Below are 25,173 nucleotides of genomic sequence, written 5' to 3'. Positions count from 1 at the left end.
GTTATAGTTGATGCTAATAACGCAAAATCTAAGCGAGTTATTGATTTATTTGAGGTAGAATCTATTTGAGCTTATGACAAGATGAAGCCCAAAATAACCTATTGCTGCAAGAACCAGTGTTATTTTGGGCTTTTCCTAATGACGTAGACCTTAAAAAATTAAGGCTACTGGAAGTTACTTTTTAAGCATATGTGGTATAGGCTCTTCGTCCGTAAAAAACCACTACTATGAAACATACCAATGGAACTATAAATGATAAGTTTACGGAAGCGTTATCAATGATAGAAGCCTGAACCAGTGGTAATAATGCCCCACCACCAATAGCGGCAACTAGTCCAGCTGCTCCTAGCTTAGCGTCGTCTCCCACTCCTTTTAATGCAATACCATAGATGGTAGGAAACATTAAAGACATACATCCAGAAACTCCAACAATGAAGTACATACCCATTTCTCCCCCTATAAATATGACTGGAAGTAAGAATAGAATGGCCAAAGTGGCTAAAACCATTAATAGAAAGCCAGGTTTCATAAATTTCATTAGGAAGGTGAAAATAAACCTACTGACCGCAAAAAGTACCAAGGCATAGATTTGCATCCCGCTGGCTTTTTCTGCCGCCTCAGCCTCTATCATGCTTGAATTCATATATACTTCTGTACCGTATTGAACAATAAATGTCCACATGGCTATTTGAGCACCTACATAAAAAGCTTGTGCTATTACACCTTCTTTATATCTGCCGTTTTTCATTAATCGCTGAAAAGTGCCTTTGATGTCCAAGCCTTTAGAGCTGTCGACTTCTTTGTATTCGGGCATTTTATAAATTAGAAACAGTACAAACATGATTATCAAGACTAAACCGATGATAACATATGGACCTTTGACAATTTCTAAATCTGCCATTTTTATCACATTAAAGTCTGTAGTAGAAAGTTCAGCACGTTCCAGCGTGCCCATTTTGTTCATTTTGCCTAAAATGAAATTTGTGGCAATGTATGCCCCAGTAATAGAGCCAATAGGATTAAAAGCTTGAGCTAGATTTAATCGTTGTGTACTAGTTTCTTCTTCTCCCATGGCAAGGATATAAGGGTTTGCACTGGTTTCTAAGAAGCTTAAACCGCAAGTCATGATAAAATAGGCGACTAAGAAAACTTGGAAAATTCCTAACTGAGCTGCAGGAATGAAAGCCAAACATCCCAGTCCATAAAGTGCAAGGCCAATCAAAAGGCCCTTTTTATAAGTGTATTTTTTAATGAAAATAGCTGCGGGAATAGCCATTAAGCAGTATCCACCATAAAAAGCAACCTGCACAAAAGTGCTGATGGTTTGGCTTTGATTAAAAATAGTTCCGAAAGCTTTTACCAGAGGATTGGTAATGTCATTGGCAAATCCCCACAAAGCGAAAAGGCTTGTGGTCAGAATGAAAGGGATGATAGGAGTTTTCTTTAGCATTTTAATTAGGGTTATTCATGCTAAAATAGAAATTCTATTTGAATCCAAGATCTATTGCTCTCGAATCTGCTCAATTTGCATCAGGAAATGCAAAAGGAGTAATAGAGGAAGCTAAATCTTGAAATAAATTTTTATCTCAAGATTTAGTATCTATTTAACTCAATGGCGGTTTAAACTCCAGTAAAAGTAAAAGGTGTAATAGCCTTTAGCTCGTATTTTACTTTGTCAGAAATGTCTAAAGACTCTATAAACTCTTTGATAGACTTTTCTGTAATCTTTTCGTTTTTACGCGTTAAGTCTTTCAAGGCTTCGTAAGGTTTTGGGAAGCCTTCTCTTCTTAATACCGTTTGAATGGCTTCAGCCACTACTGCCCAATTGTTTTCTAAATCTCGGTCTATGGCTTCTTTGTTCAACTGTAATTTGCCAATTCCTTTTTCCAAAGATTTAAGAGCAATTATGGCATGACCTATCGGGACACCTACGTTTCTAAGAACAGTAGAGTCTGTCAAATCTCTTTGTAGTCTAGATATAGGTAGCTTGGCAGAAAAGTGTTCTAATAAGGCATTGGCTACACCTAAGTTTCCTTCTGCATTTTCAAAATCAATTGGGTTTACCTTATGAGGCATGGCAGATGAACCTATTTCACCTGCTTTGATTTTTTGCTTGAAATATTCCATCATTACATATGTCCAGATGTCTCTTGAGAAATCTATCAATATGTTGTTGATGCGTTTTAAGGCGTCAGAATATGCCGCGAAATTATCGTAATGCTCTATTTGTGTTGTTTTCTGGCTTCTGCTAATACCAAGAATGTTGTTCACAAAGTTATTTCCAAATTCAACCCAGTCGTGCTCAGGGTAGGCCACATGATGGGCGTTGAAATTTCCAGTGGCTCCGCCAAACTTTGCAGAAAAAGGAATAGCTTTTAACTGGTCAAATTGTACAGATAAACGTTCTACGAAAACAGCCATTTCTTTTCCTAATCTAGTAGGGGAGGCTGGCTGGCCGTGTGTCTTTGCTAACATAGATATGTCTGCCCATTCGGTTGAAAGAGCAGAAAGGTTTTCAACAATTCCTTCAATAGCTGGGAAGAGCACTTTTTCAGAGGCGTCTTTAAGCGATAAAGGGATAGAAGTATTATTGATGTCTTGTGACGTAAGTCCAAAGTGAATAAATTCAGAAAAGGAAGCAATATCCATTTTCTCAAACCTCGCTTTAATAAAATATTCTACCGCTTTTACATCGTGGTTCGTCACCTGTTCGGTCTCCTTTATTTCTAAAGCATCGGCCTCACTAAAGTTTTCATAGATAGCTCTAAGGGCAGGGAAAAGGGCTTTGTTAAAGTCAGTTAACTGCGGTAAAGGCTTTTCACAAAGGGCTATGAAATACTCAATCTCAACTTTGACACGATAATGAATCAGGCCAAATTCAGAAAAGAAAGGAGCAAGGCTCTCCGTATGGCGTCTATATCGACCGTCTACAGGAGAAATGGCCGTAAGGGAATTTAAATGCATGCTATTATTATTAAGTTGCGAAATTACTAAATTGCCAAGAATAACAACCCTAAACTTAAAATTGAAATGGAGACAACAAACTTTATCGGCGAGATTGTCGGGACATTTATGCTGATACTTTTTGGCGGAGGTGTAAACGCTAATACTTCTTTAGCAAAAACTTATGGAAATAATTCTGGCTGGATAGTCACCGCCACAGGTTGGGGCTTTGCCGTTGCTTTGGGTGTTTTTGTCGCACAAAAATTTGGGAGCCAAGGTGCACACTTAAATCCTGCCGTTACGATTGGCTTGGCGGTACACAGCGGAGACTATGCTAATGTTGCATCATTTATTCTTGCTCAGTTTATTGGTGCTTTTTTAGGAGCCACTATGGTTTGGTTGATGTATTTGCCACATTGGAAAGAAACAAATGATCAAGGAACAAAACTTGGGATCTTTTGTACTGGCCCGGCGGTACCACATACCTTAGGGAATATTCTCAGTGAGGTTATTGGAACTTTTGTTTTAATTATAGGTGTGATGTCTATTTATGCGGAGGCAGATTCTGGATTGAAGCCACTTTTGGTTGGGATTTTGGTTTGGGGTATAGGTCTTTCTTTAGGAGGGACTACGGGTTATGCTATAAATCCTGCTAGAGATTTAGGACCGAGAATAGCTCATGCCGTATTGCCAATTGCAGGAAAAGGTGGTAATAACTGGTCTTACGCATGGATTCCGGTAGTTGGTCCTATTATAGGCTGTATTATTGCCGCATACTTTTTGATAGCTTTTGGCTTATAATTTGGCTGATATTTTTAGGAATAAATTATTAATTGTATATTTGACACTTATTATTGAAAATTAACTTAAGATAAATTATAAATGAGTCATTTAAATTTAACCCTTGGAGACAAAGAGTTCTTCCCTTTTGTGAAAGAACCAATAAAATTTGAAGGTAAAGAGTCGGACAACCCGATGGCCTTTAAGTTTTATGATGAAAACAGAATAGTGGCAGGTAAAACCATGCGTGACCACTTGAAGTTTGCAGTTGCTTACTGGCATACTTTCTGTGGAACTGGTGGAGACCCTTTCGGTCCTGGAACAAAGGCTTTTCCATGGGACAGCAATGCCAACGCCATGACAGCTGCTCATGAGAAAATGGATGCAGCGTTTGAGTTTTTTACAAAGCTAGGTGCTGGATGGTGGTGTTTTCACGATGTGGATATGTCTCCAGAAGGGAACTCTTTGAAAGAATATGAGAGCAACATGGCTACCATAGTAGCCTATGCTAAGCAGAAACAAGCAGCTTCTGGTGTGAAGTTACTTTGGGGTACAGCCAACCTTTTCTCTAACCCAAGATACATGAATGGTGCTTCTACTAACCCTAATTTTGAGGTTGTGGCTCATTCTGGATTGCAAGTAAAAACTTGTATTGATGCTACAATCGAACTTGGTGGTACTGGATATACTTTCTGGGGAGGTAGAGAAGGTTATATGTCACTTTTGAATACCAACACTAAAAGAGAATTGGATCACTTAGGTCAGTTTTTAAGAACGGCTTCTGAGTACGGAAGAAAGCAAGGGTTTACGGGTAAGTATTATATCGAGCCTAAACCAGCAGAGCCATCTAAGCATCAGTATGATTTTGATGCTCAAACGGTAATTGGCTTTTTGAAAGCTCAAGGTCTAGATAAAGATTTTGCTATCAACGCAGAGGTTAATCACGCGACATTAGCGGGTCACACTTTCGCTCACGAATTACAAATGTCTGTGGATGCTGGCATGTTAGGTTCTATTGATGCTAACCGTGGGGATTACCAAAACGGATGGGATACAGACCAATTCCCAGTAGACCTTTATGAGGTTACGGAGTCTATGTTGGTTATCTTAGAAAATGGAGGATTTACTACTGGCGGAATAAACTTTGATGCTAAGACTAGAAGAAACTCGACAGATCTTGAGGATATCTTCATTGCTCATATTGGCGGAATGGATGTTTTTGCTCGTGCTCTTTTGATTGCGAACGATATATTGACCAAATCTCCTTACAAGAAGATGAGAACAGACAGATATGCTTCTTTTGATGCGGGTAATGGTGCCAAATTTGAAAATGGCGAGTTGAGCCTTGAAGATTTAGCTAAGATTGCTCATGAAGTAGGTGAGCCAGCTCAGATTAGCGGCAAACAAGAATTGTTTGAGATGATTATCAACCAGTATATTTAAGGTTAGATAAACTTGATTTATATGCAAAATCCCGACTTGAATTTCAAGTCGGGATTTTCTTTTTAAAAGCTTTTATTACCAAATGTTCTTTAAATCGTCGGGCTGATATTGATAATTTCTATCTTCAAAAGTGGTGTTTAATGGCTTTTTAAGTTTCAGCTCATCCGATTTTTTAAAGAGTTTCATCAGAAGTGCCACTGGAGTCAATATCACAAAAAAGATAATGGATAGTAAAATGGTGCCATTGATTTTGCCCATAAACTCGGCGAGTTTGAGCCAGAATTTTATTATCAAATCTGCAAAAAAGCCTGATAATAATCCTAAGATACCAACGGCACTAGCAGTATATAATAACCACTGGGCTTTGAAGATGAAAAATAGGACTAAAAACCCTACTACTATGGACAGTATGATTTCTGATTTATTTTGTTTTTCCATTCTAGAATAATGTGTAGATGAACGGTGCTAAGGAAGAGCCACCACCAATGACAAGCAATACGCCAATCAGAAGCAGAACAATAATAACGGGGGCGAGCCACCATTTTTTTCTTTCGGAAAGAAAATGCCATAAGTCTTTAATGAATTCCATGCTATGTGTTTTGGTCTCCTTTCCCCAAAAAAGAAGCGTATTTGTTTGACCATTCGGGGTGGTTTTTATTTCAATCAAGGGCAAACTCCTCTTGCCATTTATCTTTTTCTAGCCATTCTGGCTGTTGTGTTTTATCAAAAATATAGTTACCTATCACAAGATAGTCCATTTCTGTTCTCATAAGGCACTTATAAGCATCCTGCGGAGTGCAAACAATGGGCTCGCCTCTTACATTGAAACTGGTATTAACGACAACGCCTATGCCTGTTTCTTTTTTAAAATCCGAGATAAGCTGATAATACCTTGGGTTCGTCTCTTCATGCACTGTTTGTATTCTTGCGGAGTAATCGATATGCGTTATAGAAGGTAAATCGGAACGCAGAAAATATAGCTTGTCCATTAAAGGCAAATCCGCATAATTTTCTGGGGTTTTATTTCTTCTACTTTCCTGAACACCATGAACTAAAAGCATATACGGAGATATGGTTTTACATTGAAAATACTCTTCTACATCTTCTGACAAAACAGAAGGGGCAAATGGTCTGAAACCTTCTCGATATTTAATTTTAAGATTAAGCTTTTTCTGCATTTCAGGGTTTCTAGGGTCTCCTAAAATACTTCTTGAACCTAAAGCACGAGGACCAAATTCCATTCTTCCCTGAAACCAACCAATAACGTTGCCTACAGAAATTAATTTTGCAGTCTTTTCTGATAATTCATCAAAACTTTCAAAGAACGAATATGGTGCATCATATTTTTTTGCCATTAGTTTGATATCCAAGCCTGAGAACTCAGGCCCAAGATAAGAACCCTGCATAGCATCAATTTTAGTTTTATCTATAATTCTATCTTGGTTAAAATAGATATGATGTGCTGCTAATGCAGCACCTAATGCACCTCCAGCATCTCCAGCAGCGGGTTGAATATAAACGTTTTTAAAAATACCGGCATCTTGCAGTTTCCCGTTAGCTACACAATTTAAAGCTACACCTCCTGCCAAAACTAGGTTGTCACTTTTAGTTAATCTTTGTGCTTCTTTTGCCATCAGAATAACTATTTCTTCGGTTATTTCCTGAATGGCGAGACCAAGGTCACAGTGGTGTTGTTCCAGTTGTGCTTCAGACTCTCTTTTAGGAAAACCAAAAAGCCCTTCCCATTTGTCATCATAAACCATTTTTAAGCCAGTGGCATATCTGAAGTATTTCTGGTTGAGCCAAATAGAACCATCCTCAAATACTTCAACGATTTCACTTTTTATAATAGATTTATATTTTTTAACTTCTTCAGAGTTTGAGCGACCGTAGGGAGCAAGTCCCATAAGTTTGTATTCCCCAGAGTTCACTTTAAAGCCTAAGAAATAGGTAAAAGCAGAATATAAAAGCCCAATAGAATGAGGGAATTTTAACTCCTTCAAGATACTGATGTCTTTCCCTTTTCCATATCCAATAGATGCCGTGGCCCATTCGCCCACGCCGTCGAGCGTCATAATGGCTGCTTCTTCGTAAGGAGAGGGATAAAATGCACTAGCGGCATGTGAGAGATGATGTTCAGGAAAAAGCTCCTTTACTTTTTTTCTGTCATATTCACCAATATTAGAAAAACCCATTTTTAGGGTTTTCTTAAGGAACATTTTTTCCTTTAACCAAACAGGCATAGCCAACAAAAAGGATTTTAAACCGGAAGGAGAAAAAGCGTAGTATGTTTCTAGAAGGCGTTCCATTTTAAGCAATGGTTTGTCATAAAACACGATGGCGTCTAGATCTGAAAGTTCAAGCCCTCCGTACTCCAAACAGTGTTTGATGGCCTCAGTAGGAAATCCAGCGTCTTGTTTTTTTCTGCTGAATCGCTCTTCTTGGGCAGCGGCTATTATTTTGCCGTCTTCTATTAAAGCTGCTGCGGAATCATGGTAGTACGCAGATATTCCTAAAATTTTCAACATTGGCTAAAATTAATTAGTCAGTTTAATGGGATATAAAAAAACGAAATCTGAAGCGTAGTATTAAGAAAAGTGTGAAAATATGTTACCCTAATTAACGCTTTATTAGCTAAGATAATGGATTTTAGCTAATTCTACTCCAATTTAATCTGGGAGTCTTTTTCTTATCGATGAAAGCCTTAATCATAGCATATTGTTTTTTCCCGAGGTATGGATCGTCATCTAGGATTTCTAGTGCAGATTCTCTGGCAAATTTCAGAATAGCCCCGTCAGTGGCTAAATTAGCTATTTTTAGATCCATGAGACCACTTTGCTGGGTTCCAGACATATCTCCGGGTCCTCGAAGCTCTAAGTCCACCTCTGATATTTGGAAGCCGTCGTTCGTTTCTACCATAGTCTCAATTCTTTTTCTTGACTCCCTAGAGAGTTTAAAGTCGGTCATTAAGATACAGTACGACTGTTCTGCACCACGGCCCACTCTTCCTCTTAACTGATGGAGCTGAGCTAAACCAAAACGCTCTGAATTTTCAATAACCATTAAACTGGCGTTGGGGACATTTACACCTACTTCAATCACTGTAGTGGCTACCATGATATTTGTTTCCCCTTTGACGAAACGCTGCATTTCGTATTCTTTATCCTTGGGCTTCATTTTACCATGAACGATACTTAAAGCATTTTGTGGAAAAGCTCTTGCAATGCTCTCATAGCCGTCCATCAGGTTTTTGAAATCCATCGTTTCTGATTCTTCTATAAGTGGATAAACAATATAAACCTGTCTTCCTTTTAATATTTCTTCTCTAATAAACTGAAATACTTCCAGCCTTTTAGAGTCGTATCTATGAACCGTTTTGATGGGTTTTCTGCCAGCAGGAAGTTCGTCAATAACAGAGACGTCTAAATCCCCATAAAGCGTCATGGCTAGCGTTCTGGGTATGGGTGTAGCAGTCATGACTAAAATGTGCGGATGAATTTCTTTGTTTTTATTCCAAAGTTTAGCTCGCTGGGCTACACCAAAACGGTGCTGCTCATCAATAACACATAGTCCTAAATTCTGAAATTGGACTTTATCTTCTATTAAGGCATGGGTGCCAATAATGATATTAAGGGTGCCGTTTAGTAGCCCTTCATGTATTAGAGTTCTCTCTTTTTTCTTAGTGGAGCCTGTAAGTAGAGCTATTCTCAGTCCAATTTTTTCGGCAAATTCACTCAAGCCATGAAAGTGCTGGGTGGCAAGAATCTCCGTAGGTGCCATTAAACAGCACTGAGCCCCACCATCAATAGCCATAAGCATACAAATAAAGCTAACGATGGTTTTTCCGGAACCCACATCACCTTGAAGCAAACGGTTCATTTGCATTTGAGATTTGAAATCAAAGAATATCTCCTTAATAACCTTCTTTTGAGCATTGGTTAATTCAAAAGGCAAATGCTCGGTATAAAACCTAGTCAGTAATTCTGTTTTTGTGAAGAGATGACCTTCAAACTCATTTTTACGAAGTAACTTTTGATTGATCAGCGAAAGCTGATTGTAAAATAACTCTTCAAATTTAAGTCTCCTTCGGGCATGCTTGACATGATTATAGTCTTTGGGATGGTGGATTAATTGATAAGCCTGCCAACGTGGGATCATCTTGAATTTCACCAATAAACTTTCAGGCAAGTTTTCTGGAACATTATTTCCAATATCTCTTAATGCATTTTGTGTTATTTGACCAAGAACTTTACTATCGATAAATTTTTTGCGAAGTTTTTCGGTAAGGGAATATACGGGTTTTAATCCCGTTGCCTTTTCAGTTGATGGAGTTAGGGCGTTTATTTCTGGATGACTGAAATTAAATGCGTGGCCAAAAATAGTGGGTTTGCCATAAACAATGTATTCTGCTCCTACCACTAATTTTTTTTCCACCCATCTGATACCTTGAAACCAAATGAGCTCTACGGTGCCGGTGCCGTCTGAAAAATTGACAACGAGTCTTTCTTTTCTTCCAGTGCCGGCTTTATGAATATTGGTAATCTTTCCTTTTAGTTGGGCACTGTCCAGGTCTTCTGAAAGAGCGGAAATATGATGGAATTTGCTCCTGTCTTCATATCTGAAGGGATAATACTCTAATAAATCTGCATAAGTGAAGATACCCAACTCCGTATTTAGGAGGCTGGCTCTGGAAGTGCCGACCCCTGGGAGGAAATCAATTTTTTTTTCTAAAACGGAGTACATAAGACAAAAATAGAAAGGCTTTGGTAATTTCACGCAGAATCATAATACCAGCATGACAAAATACTACAAAGAACGAATTGAAAAGGAGAAGATAAACCTTTCGGAGTTAAACGTTAAAAATAATAATACTTCTAATATAAGGCTAGCGGCTATTATTTTAGGCTGCATATTACTTTATTTCTTATTTAAGACGTCCGCTTTGATTGCCTTTTCTGCCATTTTATTGATTTTGGCTGGATTTTACTTTTTGGTCAGATATCATGAGAAGATACAAGAGGAGGTTTTGTTAAAGGAGGTTTTGATTTCCGTTTTAGAAAATGAATTAGAAGTTAGCTCTGGCGGAAAGAATAAATATGGGAATGGTATAGCGTTTAGTGATGAACGCCACGATTACAGTGCAGACTTAGATGTATTTGGTGGTTTTTCTCTATTTCATTTAACCAACAGGGCTAGAACGCAATGGGGTAAAGAGGTATTGGCAAAGTCTTTTCTTGAAGTGCCCACTTTAGAGACGATTTTAAAAAGGCAAGAAGCCGCGAAGGAGCTTGCAGAAAAGGCCATCTGGCGTCAAAATTTTCAGGCCTCACTTTTTGAACTATCCGACGCTCCTGTGGGGGAATTAGAAAACTTGGTAGAGCCGCCTAAAATAAAACTTGAAGGACTTATTAAGTACTATGCTTTCTTGAAATGGATTTTTGTGGCGGGCGTTATAATAGCCTTTTATCGATATGGGGTCAATAATGGAATGCTAGCCTTAGTGGCACTCTTAGGACTTAATTTTTCCTTGGTAGGTCTAAATAAAAAAGTGACAGAGCCTTATTTCAGGATAATCAAGGGACTAAGCAGGGATATGGCAAAGTACAAAACTGGGACTCAAATGGTTTTGCAGGAAACCTGGCAGAGTGAGATATTAAAAAAAGCTCATGATTTACTCCCAATTGACGGTAAAAACCCGATAGAAGAGTTTCAGTTAATTTCTACTAAAATTGACATGAAGAATAATCAGTTTGCAGCCTTCTTTCTTTATGCTTTCTCCCCTTTTGATCTGGTTCAGTTGGTAAGGCTTAGAAAATGGGTAAAAGACAATCCGAACTTTTTTGAAAGAATATTTAGTTGTTTGGCCACTTTTGAGGAAGCATCAAGCTTAGGAACGCTGGCTTTTAATAATCCAAAATGGGTGTTTCCAGAATTGTATGATCAGGATGGTGTGAAAGTGGAGGCCCTAAAATTAGGTCATCCCTTAATGATTGACTCCGTTGCTAACGATTTTACGTTGGACTCCAATAACAGATTAAGCCTTATTACGGGTTCTAATATGTCTGGGAAAAGCACCTTTTTAAGAACACTGGGATCCAATGTATTGCTCGCTTATGCAGGAGCTCCTGTCTTTGCGGAGCGTTTCAAGCTAAATATTGAAATTACACTTTTCGCCTACATGCGAATTAAAGATTCCTTGGAGCAAAACTCTTCCACATTTAAAGCGGAAATAGATAGGATAAAAATTCTTTTGGAAGCTATGAATAAGGAACCGAAGGCGTTGTTATTGGTGGATGAAATGCTAAGAGGAACCAATTCGGAAGATAAACTTAAAGGTTCTATGGCTTTTCTAGAAAGAGTCATAAAATCTGATTCTTACGCTTTGGTAGCTACCCATGATTTGAGAATGACAGAAATGGCGGATAAATATCCTGATAGTAGCAAGAACTACTTTTTTGAGTATGATGCTAAAGATGGGGAGTTGACGTTTGATTACAAATTAAAGCCAGGAGTCTGTCATAGTTTCAATGCTTCTGAGTTACTTAGAAGCGTTGGTTTGGATGTTTAATCTGAATTTTTAAAGTGCAAAAACTCATAAACCAAATATATCGATTCGATTTCTTGAAGGGAGCAGTATTAACCATTGCTTTGGTGATTCCGCTATACCTCGGAATTACGTTTGACCACTTGACTTACGGGCTTGCTTTTGCTTTAGGGGTATTTTATACTTTCTTACCTAATATTGACGGAGGAACCAGACACAGGATAATTGGAATTTTAACTGCTTTGTTTCTCAGTTTAATTATAACGGCAGGCTGTTATATTACCCGGGCGGTTTCTGAACCTTTGTTTTTCGTATTTTTTGCTTTAAGCCTGTTTTGGGTAAGTATGCTTTCGGTCTATGGCTTTAGAGCTTCCATGGTTGTTTTTTCGTGTCACTTTGCCATGGTCATGAGTTTTTCCTTGTTAAAAACGAATTTGCCTTTAGGCGTACAACTGCTTTTAATTTTCTGCGGAGGTATATGGTATTTGGTTTTAGCCAGTTTGTCGCATTGGGCATTTCAGAATAAAAGTACAGCACAAAGTTTGGCGGAATGTGTGGAAACCACGGCCGATTTTTTGAAAGTTAAATACCAACTACTCTGGAACAAAGCCGATAACCGACTTCTGCTGGAGCAAAAATTGCTCAAACTACAGATTAGCTTGAATGAGCAGCACGAGCTTTTGCGAGTGCTTTTGTATACTAAAAGACAGAACGAGGGACAGTCCAACGAAACCAGTAGGCAGCTTCTTATTTTTCTTGAAATGCTGGATGTTTATGAGTTGGGATTAGCAAAAGACACCGACTCTGCAAGCTTAGAAGATACATTAGGAGAGCAGTTTAGTAAAACGGAAACTTTTAAGTCTTTTTCGGCGAGTACCATTGTTCATTTATATGCTTTGGCAGAAGCTATACGTTCCAATAAGCCTTTGCAGCTAGACACCAATCTTAGTCCTAATAAAGGTTTTTGCGAAGGAAGTATTCATGATTATGTGACTGAAATAGGACTACCGAAAGCACGGCAAGGGGCATTGGTTTTGAGAAATCTATTGGATTATGAAGTTCGTCAAGAAGAGAAGGTCTTTTCTGCTAAACGTGTTTATGCCAATATTCTGGAAGGCTCAGAAAGTCTGCTGAAGAGAAGCGACAGAAAGCTTTTTATTTCAACACAAGACTATAACATAAAGACGCTGAGAGCCAATTTGAATATTAAATCATCGGTTTTTAAACATGCTCTTCGGCTTACGGTGGCCATGTTTGCTGGTTTATTAATAGGAAAAACGCTTCAGCATCAGAATGCGTATTGGGTTTTATTGACTATCTCGGTTATTTTGAGGCCAAACTTTGGACTTACTAAAGCAAGGGCTCTGAATAGAATTTTTGGAACACTGATAGGTGCTTCGGTAGGTGTAGTGGTTCTTTTATTGTTTGATTCTAAGACGGTTTATGGCACACTAGCTATTCCTTCACTTTTTGTTGGTTTTGTTTTTCTTCAAAAAAACTATAAAGTGGCAGCCACCTTCATTACCACGGCTGTTATACTTTTATACGCAATTTTGGTGGATAATGCTTTTAGTATTGTGCAGTATAGGGTTTTAGATACTTTGATTGGTGCTGGAATCTCGTTCTTAGCCATATATCTCCTTTGGCCATCTTGGGAACAGGGAGGCATAAAAATAGCTATTCAGAAAGCGATAGAAGCATCCATGTCTTATATGGAGAATATTGATAGACTTTATCATTCTAAAGAAACGCCTGATACCATTTATAGGCTTTCTAGAAAAAAAGCTTTTCTGGAAAGTGGAAACTTAATGGCGGCATTTCAGCGTCAAACCGAGGAACCTAAGTCTAGGCAAGGTCATCAAGCCCAGCTTTATGCGGTTGTGGTTTTAAATCAAACTTTTTTGACGGCTTTGGCTGCTTTAGGTATTTATATTCAAAACCATGAAACTACGCAGGCCTCTAAAGAATATGAAACCGTGATAAGGCATATTCTAGAGAATTTGAAAGCTGCTTTGGGAACGCTGGTAGGAGAGCAGGTGGAGGTTTTGGAAGATGAGTCAGAACTTACAGAAGCCACTGAGGTTTTAGACAAAAGATTTCTGCAATTGTCCGAAGAACGAGATAAGGAACTAGAAAAGGGCTTTACGCCCATGAGTTCAGACATGAGAAGTAAACTACAAGAAGGTAAGCTTGTTACAGACCACCTCAAATGGCTGCATAGCATTTCGGAAAGTATGAGGCAGACGGTAAAAGGCTTAGACTAGTTCATAAAAGCTCTAATTATTTCTTCTTTGTCGTCGAAATGGCTTTTTACCCCTTTTATGTCTTGGTAGCTTTCGTGGCCTTTGCCTGCCACCAAAATAATGTCACCTTCATTGGAGAGCATCACTGCTGTTTTTATGGCTTCTCTTCTGTCTAAGATAGATAAAACCTTTTTCCTTTTTGTAACACTTACACCTTCCTGCATATCTTTCAAGATATCTTCAGGTTCCTCGTTTCTTGGATTGTCAGATGTTAAAATGACTTTGTCGCTTAGCTCACAGGCAATTTTGGCCATTTGAGGTCTTTTACCTTTATCTCTATTACCGCCGCAGCCTATCACACAAATTACCTGCTGATTGCCATCTTTAAGGTCATTGATGGTTTCCAAAACATTCTTTAAGGCGTCTGGTGTATGAGCGTAGTCTATTATTCCCACTCTTTGATGCGTAGAGTGTACCTGTTCAAATCTTCCTGGAGGAGGTTGTAACTGAGACAACTCCGTTAAAATGGCTTCAGATTCTTCTTCTAATAGAATGGCTGTGCCATAGACCGCAAGAAGATTGTAAGCATTAAATCTACCAATAAGTTTAAACCAAACTTCACGCTCATTGATGGTCATGTTGAGCCCAAATAATCCACAGTCTAATACTTTACCTTTATAGGTGCCAATACCTTTTAATGCATAAGAATATTTTTGAGCAATACTGTTTTGCAGCATAACCTTCCCATTTTTATCATCAGAGTTGGTTAAAGCAAAGGCTGTTTTAGTTAACCTGTCAAAGAAACCTTTTTTGGCGTCAATGTAATTTTTAAAGGTCTCGTGAAAGTCCAGATGGTCTTGGGTAATGTTAGTGAAAACCCCTCCCGTAAAAGTCAATCCTGCTATTCTTTCTAAAACTACTGCATGCGAACTCACCTCCATAAAAACGTGGGTGCAGCCTTTTTTAACCATTAATGCCAACAGTTCATTTATTTTGACAGCGTCTGGTGTAGTATGTGTAGAAGGAATAACCTCATCTTCTATTTGATTCTGTACCGTAGAAAGCAACCCGCAGGTATAACCCAGTTTTCTAAATAAATCAAAAAGTAAGGTGGCTACGGAGGTTTTGCCATTGGTACCAGTGATGCCTACTAATTTAATCTTTGAAGAGGGGTTGTCATAAAAGTTAGAAGCTGCTAATCCCATAGACATCGCAGAGTTTTCTACTTTTATGAACGTAACACCTTCCGTAAGATTCTCAGGTAACTCTTCGCACAAAACGGCTTTTGCTCCCAATTCTATGGCATCTGAAATAAACTCGTGCCCGTTTACTTGCAATCCGGGAACAGCAATAAATAAGGAACCCTCGTTTATTTTACGGCTATCAAATTCAATATTAGAAATTTCAATATCCGTTTTACCGGATACCGTCAATAGGGAAATTTTGTATAAAATGTCGCTTAAAAGCATAGTCGTTTGTATATGAAGTGTACTAGTTCATCCTTAGTTCGGAAAAGCCTTTTTTCTCTAATTTGTAAATTAGAGCTAAAAAGGCGAGACACAAAATTAAATGAACAAGGACAGAATACTGCAATCCAACATATTGAATTTGCGAGTCTATTATAATTATAAGGGCCGCAATGCCCAGATAAAATAGAATTTTGAGTAAATCGTAAGGAACAGTATAGTGTTTTTGCCCATAATAGTAACAGGCAATAACCATTAGAAGAGAACTGATGGCAAAGGTAACGGCACAGCCCATATAACCATATATCGGTATCAAAATGATATTTAACACAATGGTTAGAACCATTCCCCCAAGGGTAATCCAGGTTCCGTAATAGGTTTTATCTGTGAGTTTGTACCAAATTGAAATATTTCCGTATATGCCAATAAATAGATTTGCTAAAAGTAAAATTGGGACAACAATAAGGCCGGAACGATAGGTTTTTCCTATTAATAATCCAATCCAGTCTAAGTTTAAGGAGACCACAATCCATATTACAATACTGGCAATGGTAAACCACTTGGTACTCAATGCAATCATTCGAGGCGAGTTTTTATCACCCATTTTAGAAAAGAAAAAAGGGTCTGCAGCGTAGCGATAAGCCTGAACCACTAAGGTCATGAAAATGGATAATTTATAGACGTTGGCATAAATACTAAAGGCGTCTTCTGTACTGAAACCAGGATAAAAACCTTCTGGAATAAGATCTCTAAACATAAGCCTATCCGCCACTAGGTTGATGGCTCCGGCTAAACCTAAAATTAAAAGAGGATAAGCATAGTTTAAAACCGTCTTAAGCTTTTCCCAATTCAAGACGAACTTGAAACCAACAAACTCTTTCCATAAAAGTAACAGCGTTAGTAAACTAGCCACATAGTTAGCCCAAATAATATAATCAGGACCAATGGCTGGATTATAAAAATAGGCTGCGAAGCCTATTAATTCTGGAAGGAATAGTCCTTGAAGAATATAATTGCAAAACATCAGATAGAAGAAGTTGAGCCCAATGTTTATGGCAATGCCTATTAGCTTAATTTTAACGAATCGTCTGGCTTTATTTTGTGCTCTAAGTTTTACAAAAGCGATAGCACATATAGCATCCACAGCAATAATTATGGCAAGCCAAATCACGAGTCTTTCTTTACCTGGATATCCTAAGGAATCTATGATGGGCGTGGCTCCGAGGATAAAAAGAGTAGAAAGCGTACCGCCTAAAAGAATAATGAAGCTTAGGATAATATTGAAGTATTCAGACTCATTTTCCTTTTTACTGGCGAATCTGAAAAATGCAGTTTCCATACCGAATGTGTAAAGTACGTTAAGGCCAACTACATAGGTGTATAATTGAGCATTGTCGGATAAAATTCTAGGTTGTTCAAAAATACGGGTATGCACCACCACCAAAAGCCAGTTGAGTAACCTTCCTACGATACTGCTTAGACCATAAAGTACAGAATCACCAGCTAATTTTTTAAGGAAAGACATTCTTAAGGTATTGCCACTGCTGGCTTTGAAAATTTTGAAACTGAGGCGGCTATATTACTTGGTTCGTCTCAGAAATAATATGCAATGTTAACATTTATCTTTCATTCTTTTTAAGTCGTATTCTGAGAATGAATGAATTGTTTCAAGTAATTACTCGAATGAATAAGCGAATGAATTAAAAATAATAGGTTTTATGAGGAGAATTAGCGTCCAGTTCTTTCGGTTTTTTCCAAACTATTAATCCATTTATCGTTTTGCTCGATGCTTCCTTGTCAGAACTATTAAGCATACCATGAATTATAATAATACAGGCTTCTTGATTCAGTTGTCTCACTTCAGCCCAACCTTCGTTGAGAATAAATGCTTCTTTTTCATTCCCTCTTTTTTTTAGGATGGATAAAGAACCAGTATTTGCTTCTGAAACAGGAATGTTTTCTTTGAAAGTTACATTCTTAATAGGCTGTTTATACCAGCCTTCTCCATCTAGTCGAAGGCTTATTTTTTCACCATTAGAATTTTCAAATGCTAGATAACAGGAGTTTTCGCTAAGATTTAAACTCGGATTAAAATTTTCCCTTTTATCGAAAACTTGTTGACCATCAACTTGAATCTCAGCCGATATTTGGTCCGCTTGAAGTTTTTGTAGGTTTTCAAATATTTCGGTGTCCCAGTTTTTTTCGGCGTTATTGGAACAGGAAATTAAGAACGTAGCTATAAAAAGCAGGAGTAAATTTTTCATGAACTGACTTTAGATTTTTTAATGATTCGGATGGCGGCATTATTAGCGATTACCAGATAGTGACTTTCTCCATTAATCTTGATTGGAAGGATTTGCCTTATTTGTTCCCTCAAGGTAATTCCTGGAATGTTATGATAGTTACCATTTTTGTCTAGAATTCCTCCAATACCAGCATCGTATCTACCTAGTTGGATATTTGAATCAAAAAAGTTCCCAGCAATTAGATACCCTGAACTCCCTTGTATTCTTGCAACGGCTGATATTGGTGCCACTTGTGCTTTCCAAGGCAGGTTGTCTAATCTATACGACCCATTACCCATATTTAGAAGAATGGCACTTTTGAAGTAATTGGCTTCAAAGACTTTAGCATCCTTTATTTTATCCTGTCCGAAAACATCTCTGAAATCCGCTTTTGCAAAGTCCTTGGCTAGGTTATATTTTTTTCTAATAAAAGGCATTTGTTTTTCAAGCTCCTTTTTATCTGCGAAGATGACTTCCTCCTCCTCTAAGTAATAAGTCAGAATTTGATCTAATCGACCATTTTCGTCTAGGTCTTTCACATACATTCTTACAGGTTTATTTTCAGTAGCCTTTAACCTACTGTTCTCGCCTAGGTTACCGAGAATGAAATCGGTTTTACCGTCATTATTGATATCAGTAGGATAAATGATATTCCACCAACCCTTTTTATCCGTCATTGATTTTTTTATGAATTCGCCATTATTGTTCTCCAGACAAAAAACACCATCCCACTCTAAAACCACAATTAAATCTGGATCATTATCTTGGTCAATATCCATCCATAAGGCATCTTTTACCATCCCTAAATTCTCAAGTACAGGCATATTCTTTATGGTAAAATGGCCTTTACCGTCATTAAGCAATAAATAGGAAGGGGGTATTTTCCCATAGGCCCATGGATAGGTTCTGCTTCCAATAAAAACATCTAGATCACCGTCGTTGTCAAAATCTGCAGCTTTTATACACTGAGCTGTTGTAAAGAGGAGAGGAAAGGCTTGCTGAGATTTCTTAAAAACATTTTGGCCATGATTTAAATAGAGTCGAGGTGAATTGAATTCCGATTTATTCAAGTATTCATTTCCACCAGAAAGGACAATGATATCGTTTAATCCGTCATTATTGGCATCTAATATAATAGCGTCAACATCTTCATAAAGGCTATCATTTGAAATATCTGGGAAGTCAAACTCTTTTAAAATTCCAGTGGAGGTTTGAAACAAAACTTTACTTTTTTCTTTTCTTGAGCCTCCAAAATATAGGTCATCCAAACCGTCTCCATTCAAATCTCCAACAGCTACGGCTGGTCCCTGAGTGCTCATTTTACTAGGGATTAAGGCTTCACGGTCGAATTCATTGAAAGTATTTTCTTGATGAAAAAGTGGCTTGTAAAGCATTTGGTCAGTGACGTCTATGAAAGTTTCTTCTTCTGGTATTTTTAGCCTTAGATAATCAAATTGTGGAAGTCCGGTTTGATATTGTATGGTGATAGATTTCTCTGTTGTCTTTTTTAAAGATTGAAATGAATTGTCGGGCCAGATAACCCAAATAGAGTCTATTGCAGCCTTAGTGGCAAATATTAATGGAGCTTCGGAAGAAGACTGGAAGCCCCTAACAGGAAATTTTTCTTTATAGTATTTTTGGTTGTTGGCATATGCTATAATCTTGGTTCCAATGCCATTTTTATTCTTATCGCTTCCCTTTAATTGAATTTTCAAAGGTTCGTTTGTGGCCGTGCTGCTTATCGTTTTATTTTCATATATAAAGGCTTGGGCATTGATATTGTTGGTAATGATATCCAAGTCACCGTCGTTATCAAGATCTACAGATATTGCACCATTAGAGAAGGAGTCTTTGTTATTGACTATTTGGCGTTTAGCGTCTTGGAAAGAAAGGTCGCCTTTGTTTAAATATAGTTTATTTGGGATTTTAATTTCTGGAATAAGATCTGTTAAAGCTTCGTCAGATTCATCGAATGTTTTCTCTTGAATTCTCTTTTGGATTTCGTCGTTTGAAACAATATTGATATAATCTGTATCATTCATTCTTTTTGCAATACCATTGCTAATGAACAGGTCGGTTTCTCCATCATTATCAAAATCATCAAAAAGACTACTCCAGGACCAGTCTGTTGCCGAGATGTTGCTGGACATACCTATCTCACTAAAAACGCCATTTCCGTTATTGTACTGAAGATTATTTCTAGCAAACTGATAATCGTATCCTTGTTTTAGTTTGAATTCGAAATTATAAAAGGTGTCTTCGCCTTCCGATCTTTTAAGAATTTCATGATTAAAGGGAAGCATGTCTAACGTAACTATTTCGGGAAATATGTCGTGATTGAGGTCTGCAATATCTATACCCATGCTGAAACGACTGGTATGGCTAATCCTCTGGCTTAGTTCATCTATGAAACGTCCGTTTTTTTGATTGATATAGAGGTAGTCGTTCTCATGAAAATCATTGCCTACATATATATCGGGATATCCGTCTAGGTTAACATCAGAAACAGCCAATCCGAGGCCATAACCGAGAGCATTTTGATTAATACCACTTTGGTCGCTTTTTTCAAGATATTTGCCATTAATGTTTTCAAAGAATCGGTCTCCTGCTAATGGATGCTTGGTGTTAAGGAAATTTTCTCTTTTCCCAAATGTGCCGTTCTGGTGAACGGAGTGGTTCACTTGGAAGAAATCTAAATCGCCGTCAAGGTCATAATCAAAAAAGACGGCCTGAGTGCCGAATCCAACCAAGTCAAGACCGTATTCTTTAGATTTTTCTGAGAATATAGGGATACCATTTTGGTCTATTTTCTCACAAATGAATAATAGATTATGACCTTTTAAGACTTCAAAATCTCCAACTTGGCTCACATAGATATCCAATAAACCGTCTTGGTTAATGTCTACAACAGACACTCCCGTGCTCCAACCACCATTATTACTGATCCCAGCTTTATCCGAGATGTTTGCGAATTTAAGGTTGCCTTTATTAAGATACAGTTCATTTTCACCTTGATTGGAGGAGAAAAAGACGTCAATTAGTCCATCGTTATTAAAATCTCCGGCACCTACTCCCGCACCATTGTAGAAATACATATACCTAAATATGTTGAGGTCATTCGTTGGTACAATTTGATTGTTAAAAGTGATGCCTGTTTTTTCACTATCTAGGAGCTCAAAAAGCACAGGCTCTTTTTTGGAATTGCAGCCAAATAAGAGAAAAGAAAGAGAAGCTAATTTAAACCACTTATTCATTCCATAAATAAAATATAGGTTTCTTATTATTCTCAACGGCAACCAAGAAATTATTCTTACCGACAGTAACAAAATTGAGGTCTTTCGCTTCTCCCGTAATATTTAGACCAGAATTAGCCACTACGGAGAAATGATTTTTACCATCATTAAATAATAAAGTGCCTCTATTAGCATCCAAAGTGTTGAACTGAGGTATCATATTCCTTGAGTTTCCTGCCATGATGATATCATCAAAGTTATCACCGTTAATATCTTTGATGCTGATGGCTTTAATGCATGAAAACTGTATCTCAGGGGGTAGTTCAAGCGTATTAAATGTTCCGTCACCATTATTAATAGCTACAATAGACTTTAGATAATTAACTTTTAAGACTTTTGAGTTCTTAAGGGCTTTATTTCCAAAGAGATCTTCAAGAGACCTAGTGGCATAATCTACATGTTTTAGATTGTTACTTTTTAAAGCAGGGAATTGATCCATCATTTCTCTTTTAAGAAAGACGGGGACATCTCTTCCATTAATTGTTTTCGTCATGACTTTATCGGTGGTTCCATTTCCATCAAAGTCATTGACAAACATTTTAATTGGCTTTTCAGGATTTACTTTTAGCGAGAAGTTTTGACCAATATTTCCTATTACCAAGTCTATATCGCCGTCATTATCAAGATCCGAACTGGTTATAGCCCCCCAGAAACCATATAACTTTTCAAGTCCATTTTCTATGCGAAAGAATTTCCCGTTTTGATAGCGATAAGTTCTGGGTTCCATCCAATCTCCTACAACGGTTAACTCATTGGCTTTGTCTCCGTTTATATCTGTCCAAGTGGCGGAGGTCACCATACCCAATGTTTGAAAATCAAGGCTTAATGATTTGGAGACATCGGTGAATTTCCCATTCCCGTTATTTTGATAGACAAAAGATGGTGGAACAGTGCCGTATTGCTTCGGAAAAGACCTACTTCCTATAAATAGATCTAAATCTCCATCTTGGTCATAATCAAAGGGTAGCACCGTAGATGTATTATAAGTGTTACCGGGAATTGCTTTTAAGTCATATTTAAAGTTTCCATTGCCGTCATTAATATAAAGACGGTCTTTTAAGTCTAGAGCATTGATTTCGACCTCATTGCCGCCAGTTCCAAAATAAATGTCGGGATGTCCATCTCCATTAGCGTCAAAAATGGCAACAGAAATGTCTTCAAAAGGTGCAAAAATGGCTAGATCTTTTTGTTCTGTCTTTCGAAAACCTTTTTCGTTTTGTAGGTAAATTTGGCTTGCCTGATTTTTGCTTCCGCAAATAACGATATCCTCTAATTGGTCTCCATTGAGATCGGCAATGGCCATTTTAGGCCCTTCTGCTGACAGTTTAAAAGGGATGTTTTTTTCGTAATAATAATCTTCATATTGGTTTTCCAAATGAGACTCTATTTCAAACGGTACAGGGGTGAAAACATTTCTGCTGGCCTTAGTCTTAGGTTTGCTTTTTGCTGTTTTTACCGAACCGTAGTCTATCATATAAAGACTGTCGGATTTTACTTGATAGAAATTGCTGACGGTGTTGTTTGGCCATATTATTTCAGTGGAATCTATTGCTGTCCAGTCTCCTAAGCCAAATGTTAAGGGGTATTCTGTGCTCGATTGAAACCCTCTACTTGGCATTAATTGTTTGGTAAGTATTTCACCATTATGGTATAGATTAATTACTGCTCCAATGGCAAAGGTATTTTGACCAAATCCTTTAAGTTTATAGGTAATGTAATGATTCTGAGTAGACGAATTGTTCTGAAATATAAATGCGGGCTGATTGACATTATTGACGACTAAATCTAGATCGCCATCATTATCTAGATCGGCGTAAGCGGCACCATTTGAAAAGGAGGGTAAATCGGCTGTCCAATTCTTCTCTTCTTTAAAAACGAGATTGCCTTCATTCTTAAAGAATAGGTTATTGATAGGTTTTTGTGGCATGTGAGCCAAAATATTCTTTATGCTTTCTTTTTTGCCTGAGCTAGCCATGCTTTGAGAAACTTCGTCTGCAAAGAAATCAATAAAGTCTTGGTCAATCACGTCATGTTGAATACCATTAGAAACATAAATGTCGGGGTTGCGGTCGTTATCTGCATCAAATATAAGAGCTCCCCAGCTCCAATCACTTGCTTCTAAATTGGCATAATTGGCTATTTCGGAAAACGCCCCCTTTCCATTATTTAGTTGCAGCGTGTTTTGCATGTACTGATGGTAGAAGCCTCTTTGTAACCTAAGGCTATAGGTATAGTGAGAATCAAAGGCTGTTGTGGTTTTTAACCTTTGCTCTTCTTTTGGCAGCATGTCTGTTACAAAAATTTCGGGATAACCATCATTGTTTATGTCTGCCATGTCGGCACCCATTGAAGCAAAAGAAGTATGTCCCATTCTGTTTTCAATGTCCTCTTTAAAGGTACCATTTTTCTGGTTTATGTAGAGGTAGTCTTTTTCGTAAAAATCATTAGAAACATAGATATCCGGGTATTGATCGTTATTTATATCGCCAACGGTTACGCCTAAGCCAAATCCAATGAGGCTACCAAAAATCCCAGCTTCTTCGCTCACATCAACAAACGAAGGTATTAAGACTTGCTCATCATCAAAATGACTGTCGTTTCGTAGCAGTTTATCTCCTCCTCCTTTTAAAAAGTCTTTCACGGGCCAGTTTTCTGCACGGAGGTCTCTGTTGTTGGCATTATTTAGCGTATTAACGGGTATGAAACTGTTGTTTAAGAGATAGACATCAAGATCGCCATCGAGGTCATAATCAAAAAATGCAGCATGGGTAGTATAACCAGAATCGGCAAGTCCATATTCGGAAGCTTTTTCGGTAAAAGTGAGGTCACCATTATTGATGAAAAGGGCATTTTCCTGACCTACTGTTTTTTGGTAACCAGCGTTACAAACATAAATATCTAAAAGGCCATCAGCGTTTATATCTACCATGACCACGCCGGTGCTCCATTGTTTTTCTAAACTCGTCCCTGAGCTCTCTGTGATATCTTGAAATTGAAAATTACCTTGATTGATGTATAATTTATTACTGCCCTGATTTGCTGTAAAATAGATATCAGCTAGACCGTCGTTGTTAATATCACCAATGGCCACACCTCCACCATTGTAGAAGTTGCGATAGTTGAATATATTTTGGTCTTCTGTGTTTATTACATGATTAATAAATGAAATCCCTATCTCATCATTGTTCTTAAGTTCAAATAACGTGTTTTGTTTCTCACTTTTACAGGAGAATAATGCAAGCAGAATGAGGAACGTGGAAAGTGCTTTCAAATTTTTATAAGTCGCTAATGTCTAGATCATTTAGATCTATACGGGGTTGATTGAAGTATATTTTACCTTCAAAGGGTATTTCATTTTGAGGTATTCTAGCGTCTTGTGGCCGAACGAAATAGCCATCTAATTTTAAAATGGCTCTTTCTGTATTAAGTAGCAGCCATTCAAAATTTCCGCGAGACAATATATAACCTTTAAAACTACTACTGTCTCTTTTACCAATAAGCATGTTCCCATAATTGGGATACTCCTCACCGTTATTCGGACTTACATTGAATGTTTTCTTTTCACTTTTAAGCCAATTATTTTTAGCCATTTGTAATTGAATATTTCCACCAAACTGGTCAATAATATTGATATCGCTAAAACCGGTACCTAGATTGATATTCCCCTGAAACTTACTTTCGTGGGAGTAGAATAACTCATCTTTAATCTTGATTGTCACATGAGCTTCTTTAGGTTTTAGTTCTTTATATATCTGATCGGTTACTTGTGCTTCATTTGATGCACAAGAATATAGAATAACCATTGAAGAGAAGAAAATGATAAGCCTTTTCATATAAAAAAAAGGAAGGCTCGATTGCTCGAGCATTCCTTTTAAAATTAGTTAATTCTTAATTAGTATCCTTCGTTTTGCGTCAAGTTTGTATTTGAAGCAATGGCGATGGATGGAATTGGATACAGAACAGTATAAGCTTCAATATTCGTCACCGCTTGATATTGTCTATTGAACTTACCAAATCGAATTTCGTCTGTTCTGGCAATTGCCTCCCAATATAGTTCACGACCTCTTTCACCAAACATTGTATCTGCAGTTAAAGAAGATAGCTTAGATGCCTTACGTATGGTTCTTAGGTCATTTATCATTTTTAATGCAGCTGCATTGTCACCGCTTCTCATTA

At 37.6% G+C, this 25,173-nt stretch carries 17 protein-coding genes; 4 read left to right on the top strand and 13 right to left on the bottom strand.

Features of this window, described 5'->3' with window-relative positions; genetic code table 11:
• Positions 1-181 precede the first annotated feature (181 nt).
• Positions 182-1,450, bottom strand: coding sequence for an L-fucose:H+ symporter permease (gene fucP / locus ACTBZY_RS04090; RefSeq protein ID WP_463045062.1), 1,269 nt, complete (start codon positions 1,448-1,450; stop codon positions 182-184).
• A gap of 170 nt (positions 1,451-1,620) precedes the next feature.
• Positions 1,621-2,964: an adenylosuccinate lyase gene (gene purB, locus ACTBZY_RS04085; protein WP_463045061.1), complete on the bottom strand. Its 1,344-nt coding sequence runs from the start codon at positions 2,962-2,964 to the stop codon at positions 1,621-1,623.
• Between the two features lie 66 nt (positions 2,965-3,030).
• Here purB and ACTBZY_RS04080 point away from each other — a divergent pair, with 66 nt between their 5' ends.
• Positions 3,031-3,744 (top strand): MIP/aquaporin family protein, encoded by a 714-nt coding sequence (locus ACTBZY_RS04080; RefSeq protein WP_463045060.1) that lies wholly within the window; start codon positions 3,031-3,033, stop codon positions 3,742-3,744.
• A gap of 81 nt (positions 3,745-3,825) precedes the next feature.
• Positions 3,826-5,166: a xylose isomerase gene (gene xylA / locus ACTBZY_RS04075; protein ID WP_463045059.1), complete on the top strand. Its 1,341-nt coding sequence runs from the start codon at positions 3,826-3,828 to the stop codon at positions 5,164-5,166.
• A 75-nt stretch (positions 5,167-5,241) separates the two neighbouring features.
• Here xylA and ACTBZY_RS04070 read toward each other — a convergent pair whose 3' ends face one another.
• The 4 genes from ACTBZY_RS04070 to recG form a co-directional block, all read right to left on the bottom strand.
• Positions 5,242-5,604, bottom strand: coding sequence for an SxtJ family membrane protein (locus ACTBZY_RS04070; RefSeq protein ID WP_463045058.1), 363 nt, complete (start codon positions 5,602-5,604; stop codon positions 5,242-5,244).
• Position 5,605: 1 nt separating this feature from the next.
• The gene (locus ACTBZY_RS04065; protein ID WP_463045057.1) at positions 5,606-5,833 is read right to left on the bottom strand and encodes a DUF5989 family protein; all 228 of its coding nucleotides are present in this window, start codon (positions 5,831-5,833) and stop codon (positions 5,606-5,608) included.
• The gene (locus tag ACTBZY_RS04060; protein ID WP_463045111.1) at positions 5,826-7,691 is read right to left on the bottom strand and encodes a carbamoyltransferase family protein; all 1,866 of its coding nucleotides are present in this window, start codon (positions 7,689-7,691) and stop codon (positions 5,826-5,828) included. The genes ACTBZY_RS04065 and ACTBZY_RS04060 overlap by 8 nt, the downstream gene beginning before the upstream one ends.
• 124 nt (positions 7,692-7,815) lie before the next feature.
• Positions 7,816-9,909: an ATP-dependent DNA helicase RecG gene (recG, locus tag ACTBZY_RS04055; protein ID WP_463045056.1), complete on the bottom strand. Its 2,094-nt coding sequence runs from the start codon at positions 9,907-9,909 to the stop codon at positions 7,816-7,818.
• 52 nt (positions 9,910-9,961) lie between these two features.
• Between recG and ACTBZY_RS04050 the strand changes: the two genes are divergently transcribed.
• Complete coding sequence (locus ACTBZY_RS04050) at positions 9,962-11,734, top strand: MutS-related protein (protein WP_463045055.1); 1,773 nt, start codon at positions 9,962-9,964, stop codon at positions 11,732-11,734.
• 14 nt (positions 11,735-11,748) lie between these two features.
• A complete protein-coding gene (locus ACTBZY_RS04045) occupies positions 11,749-13,974 on the top strand; it encodes an FUSC family protein (RefSeq protein WP_463045054.1) in 2,226 nt (741 codons plus the stop codon).
• Here ACTBZY_RS04045 and ACTBZY_RS04040 read toward each other — a convergent pair.
• The 7 genes from ACTBZY_RS04040 to ACTBZY_RS04010 form a co-directional block, all read right to left on the bottom strand.
• Positions 13,971-15,422, bottom strand: coding sequence for a UDP-N-acetylmuramoyl-L-alanyl-D-glutamate--2,6-diaminopimelate ligase (locus ACTBZY_RS04040; protein WP_463045053.1), 1,452 nt, complete (start codon positions 15,420-15,422; stop codon positions 13,971-13,973). The two genes, ACTBZY_RS04045 and ACTBZY_RS04040, sit on opposite strands and share 4 nt — an antisense overlap.
• Positions 15,423-15,444: 22 nt before the next feature.
• Positions 15,445-16,944, bottom strand: coding sequence for a lipopolysaccharide biosynthesis protein (locus tag ACTBZY_RS04035; RefSeq protein WP_463045052.1), 1,500 nt, complete (start codon positions 16,942-16,944; stop codon positions 15,445-15,447).
• Between the two features lie 175 nt (positions 16,945-17,119).
• Positions 17,120-17,683 (bottom strand): hypothetical protein, encoded by a 564-nt coding sequence (locus ACTBZY_RS04030; RefSeq protein ID WP_463045051.1) that lies wholly within the window; start codon positions 17,681-17,683, stop codon positions 17,120-17,122.
• Positions 17,680-20,958 carry a VCBS repeat-containing protein gene (locus tag ACTBZY_RS04025; RefSeq protein ID WP_463045050.1) on the bottom strand — a complete coding sequence of 1,093 codons (3,279 nt, stop codon included), beginning with the start codon at positions 20,956-20,958 and terminating at the stop codon, positions 17,680-17,682. The genes ACTBZY_RS04030 and ACTBZY_RS04025 overlap by 4 nt, the downstream gene beginning before the upstream one ends.
• Positions 20,951-24,268 (bottom strand): VCBS repeat-containing protein, encoded by a 3,318-nt coding sequence (locus ACTBZY_RS04020; RefSeq protein WP_463045049.1) that lies wholly within the window; start codon positions 24,266-24,268, stop codon positions 20,951-20,953. Before ACTBZY_RS04020 ends, ACTBZY_RS04025 begins: the two co-directional genes overlap by 8 nt.
• 4 nt (positions 24,269-24,272) lie before the next feature.
• Positions 24,273-24,863, bottom strand: coding sequence for a hypothetical protein (locus tag ACTBZY_RS04015; protein ID WP_463045048.1), 591 nt, complete (start codon positions 24,861-24,863; stop codon positions 24,273-24,275).
• A gap of 26 nt (positions 24,864-24,889) precedes the next feature.
• Positions 24,890-25,173, bottom strand: a 284-nt coding sequence (locus ACTBZY_RS04010; protein WP_463045047.1) for a RagB/SusD family nutrient uptake outer membrane protein, incomplete at its 5' end; no start/stop codon positions are given.

It is taken from the genome of Arcticibacterium sp., from assembly GCF_055134445.1.
Note: the sequence above shows the minus strand (reverse complement) of the source record. Positions and strands in the feature narration are given on the sequence as shown.

Excerpts from the sequence above, each read along its gene's own strand:
- fucP (WP_463045062.1), bottom strand. The coding sequence starts at position 1,450 with ATGCTAAAGAAAACTCCTATCATCCCTTTCATTCTGACCACAAGCCTT.
- purB (WP_463045061.1), bottom strand. The coding sequence starts at position 2,964 with ATGCATTTAAATTCCCTTACGGCCATTTCTCCTGTAGACGGTCGATAT.
- ACTBZY_RS04080 (WP_463045060.1), top strand. The coding sequence starts at position 3,031 with ATGGAGACAACAAACTTTATCGGCGAGATTGTCGGGACATTTATGCTG.
- xylA (WP_463045059.1), top strand. The coding sequence starts at position 3,826 with ATGAGTCATTTAAATTTAACCCTTGGAGACAAAGAGTTCTTCCCTTTT.
- ACTBZY_RS04070 (WP_463045058.1), bottom strand. The coding sequence starts at position 5,604 with ATGGAAAAACAAAATAAATCAGAAATCATACTGTCCATAGTAGTAGGG.
- recG (WP_463045056.1), bottom strand. The coding sequence starts at position 9,909 with ATGTACTCCGTTTTAGAAAAAAAAATTGATTTCCTCCCAGGGGTCGGC.
- ACTBZY_RS04050 (WP_463045055.1), top strand. The coding sequence starts at position 9,962 with ATGACAAAATACTACAAAGAACGAATTGAAAAGGAGAAGATAAACCTT.
- ACTBZY_RS04040 (WP_463045053.1), bottom strand. The coding sequence starts at position 15,422 with ATGCTTTTAAGCGACATTTTATACAAAATTTCCCTATTGACGGTATCC.
- ACTBZY_RS04035 (WP_463045052.1), bottom strand. The coding sequence starts at position 16,944 with ATGTCTTTCCTTAAAAAATTAGCTGGTGATTCTGTACTTTATGGTCTA.
- ACTBZY_RS04030 (WP_463045051.1), bottom strand. The coding sequence starts at position 17,683 with ATGAAAAATTTACTCCTGCTTTTTATAGCTACGTTCTTAATTTCCTGT.
- ACTBZY_RS04025 (WP_463045050.1), bottom strand. The coding sequence starts at position 20,958 with ATGAATAAGTGGTTTAAATTAGCTTCTCTTTCTTTTCTCTTATTTGGC.
- ACTBZY_RS04015 (WP_463045048.1), bottom strand. The coding sequence starts at position 24,863 with ATGCTCGAGCAATCGAGCCTTCCTTTTTTTTATATGAAAAGGCTTATC.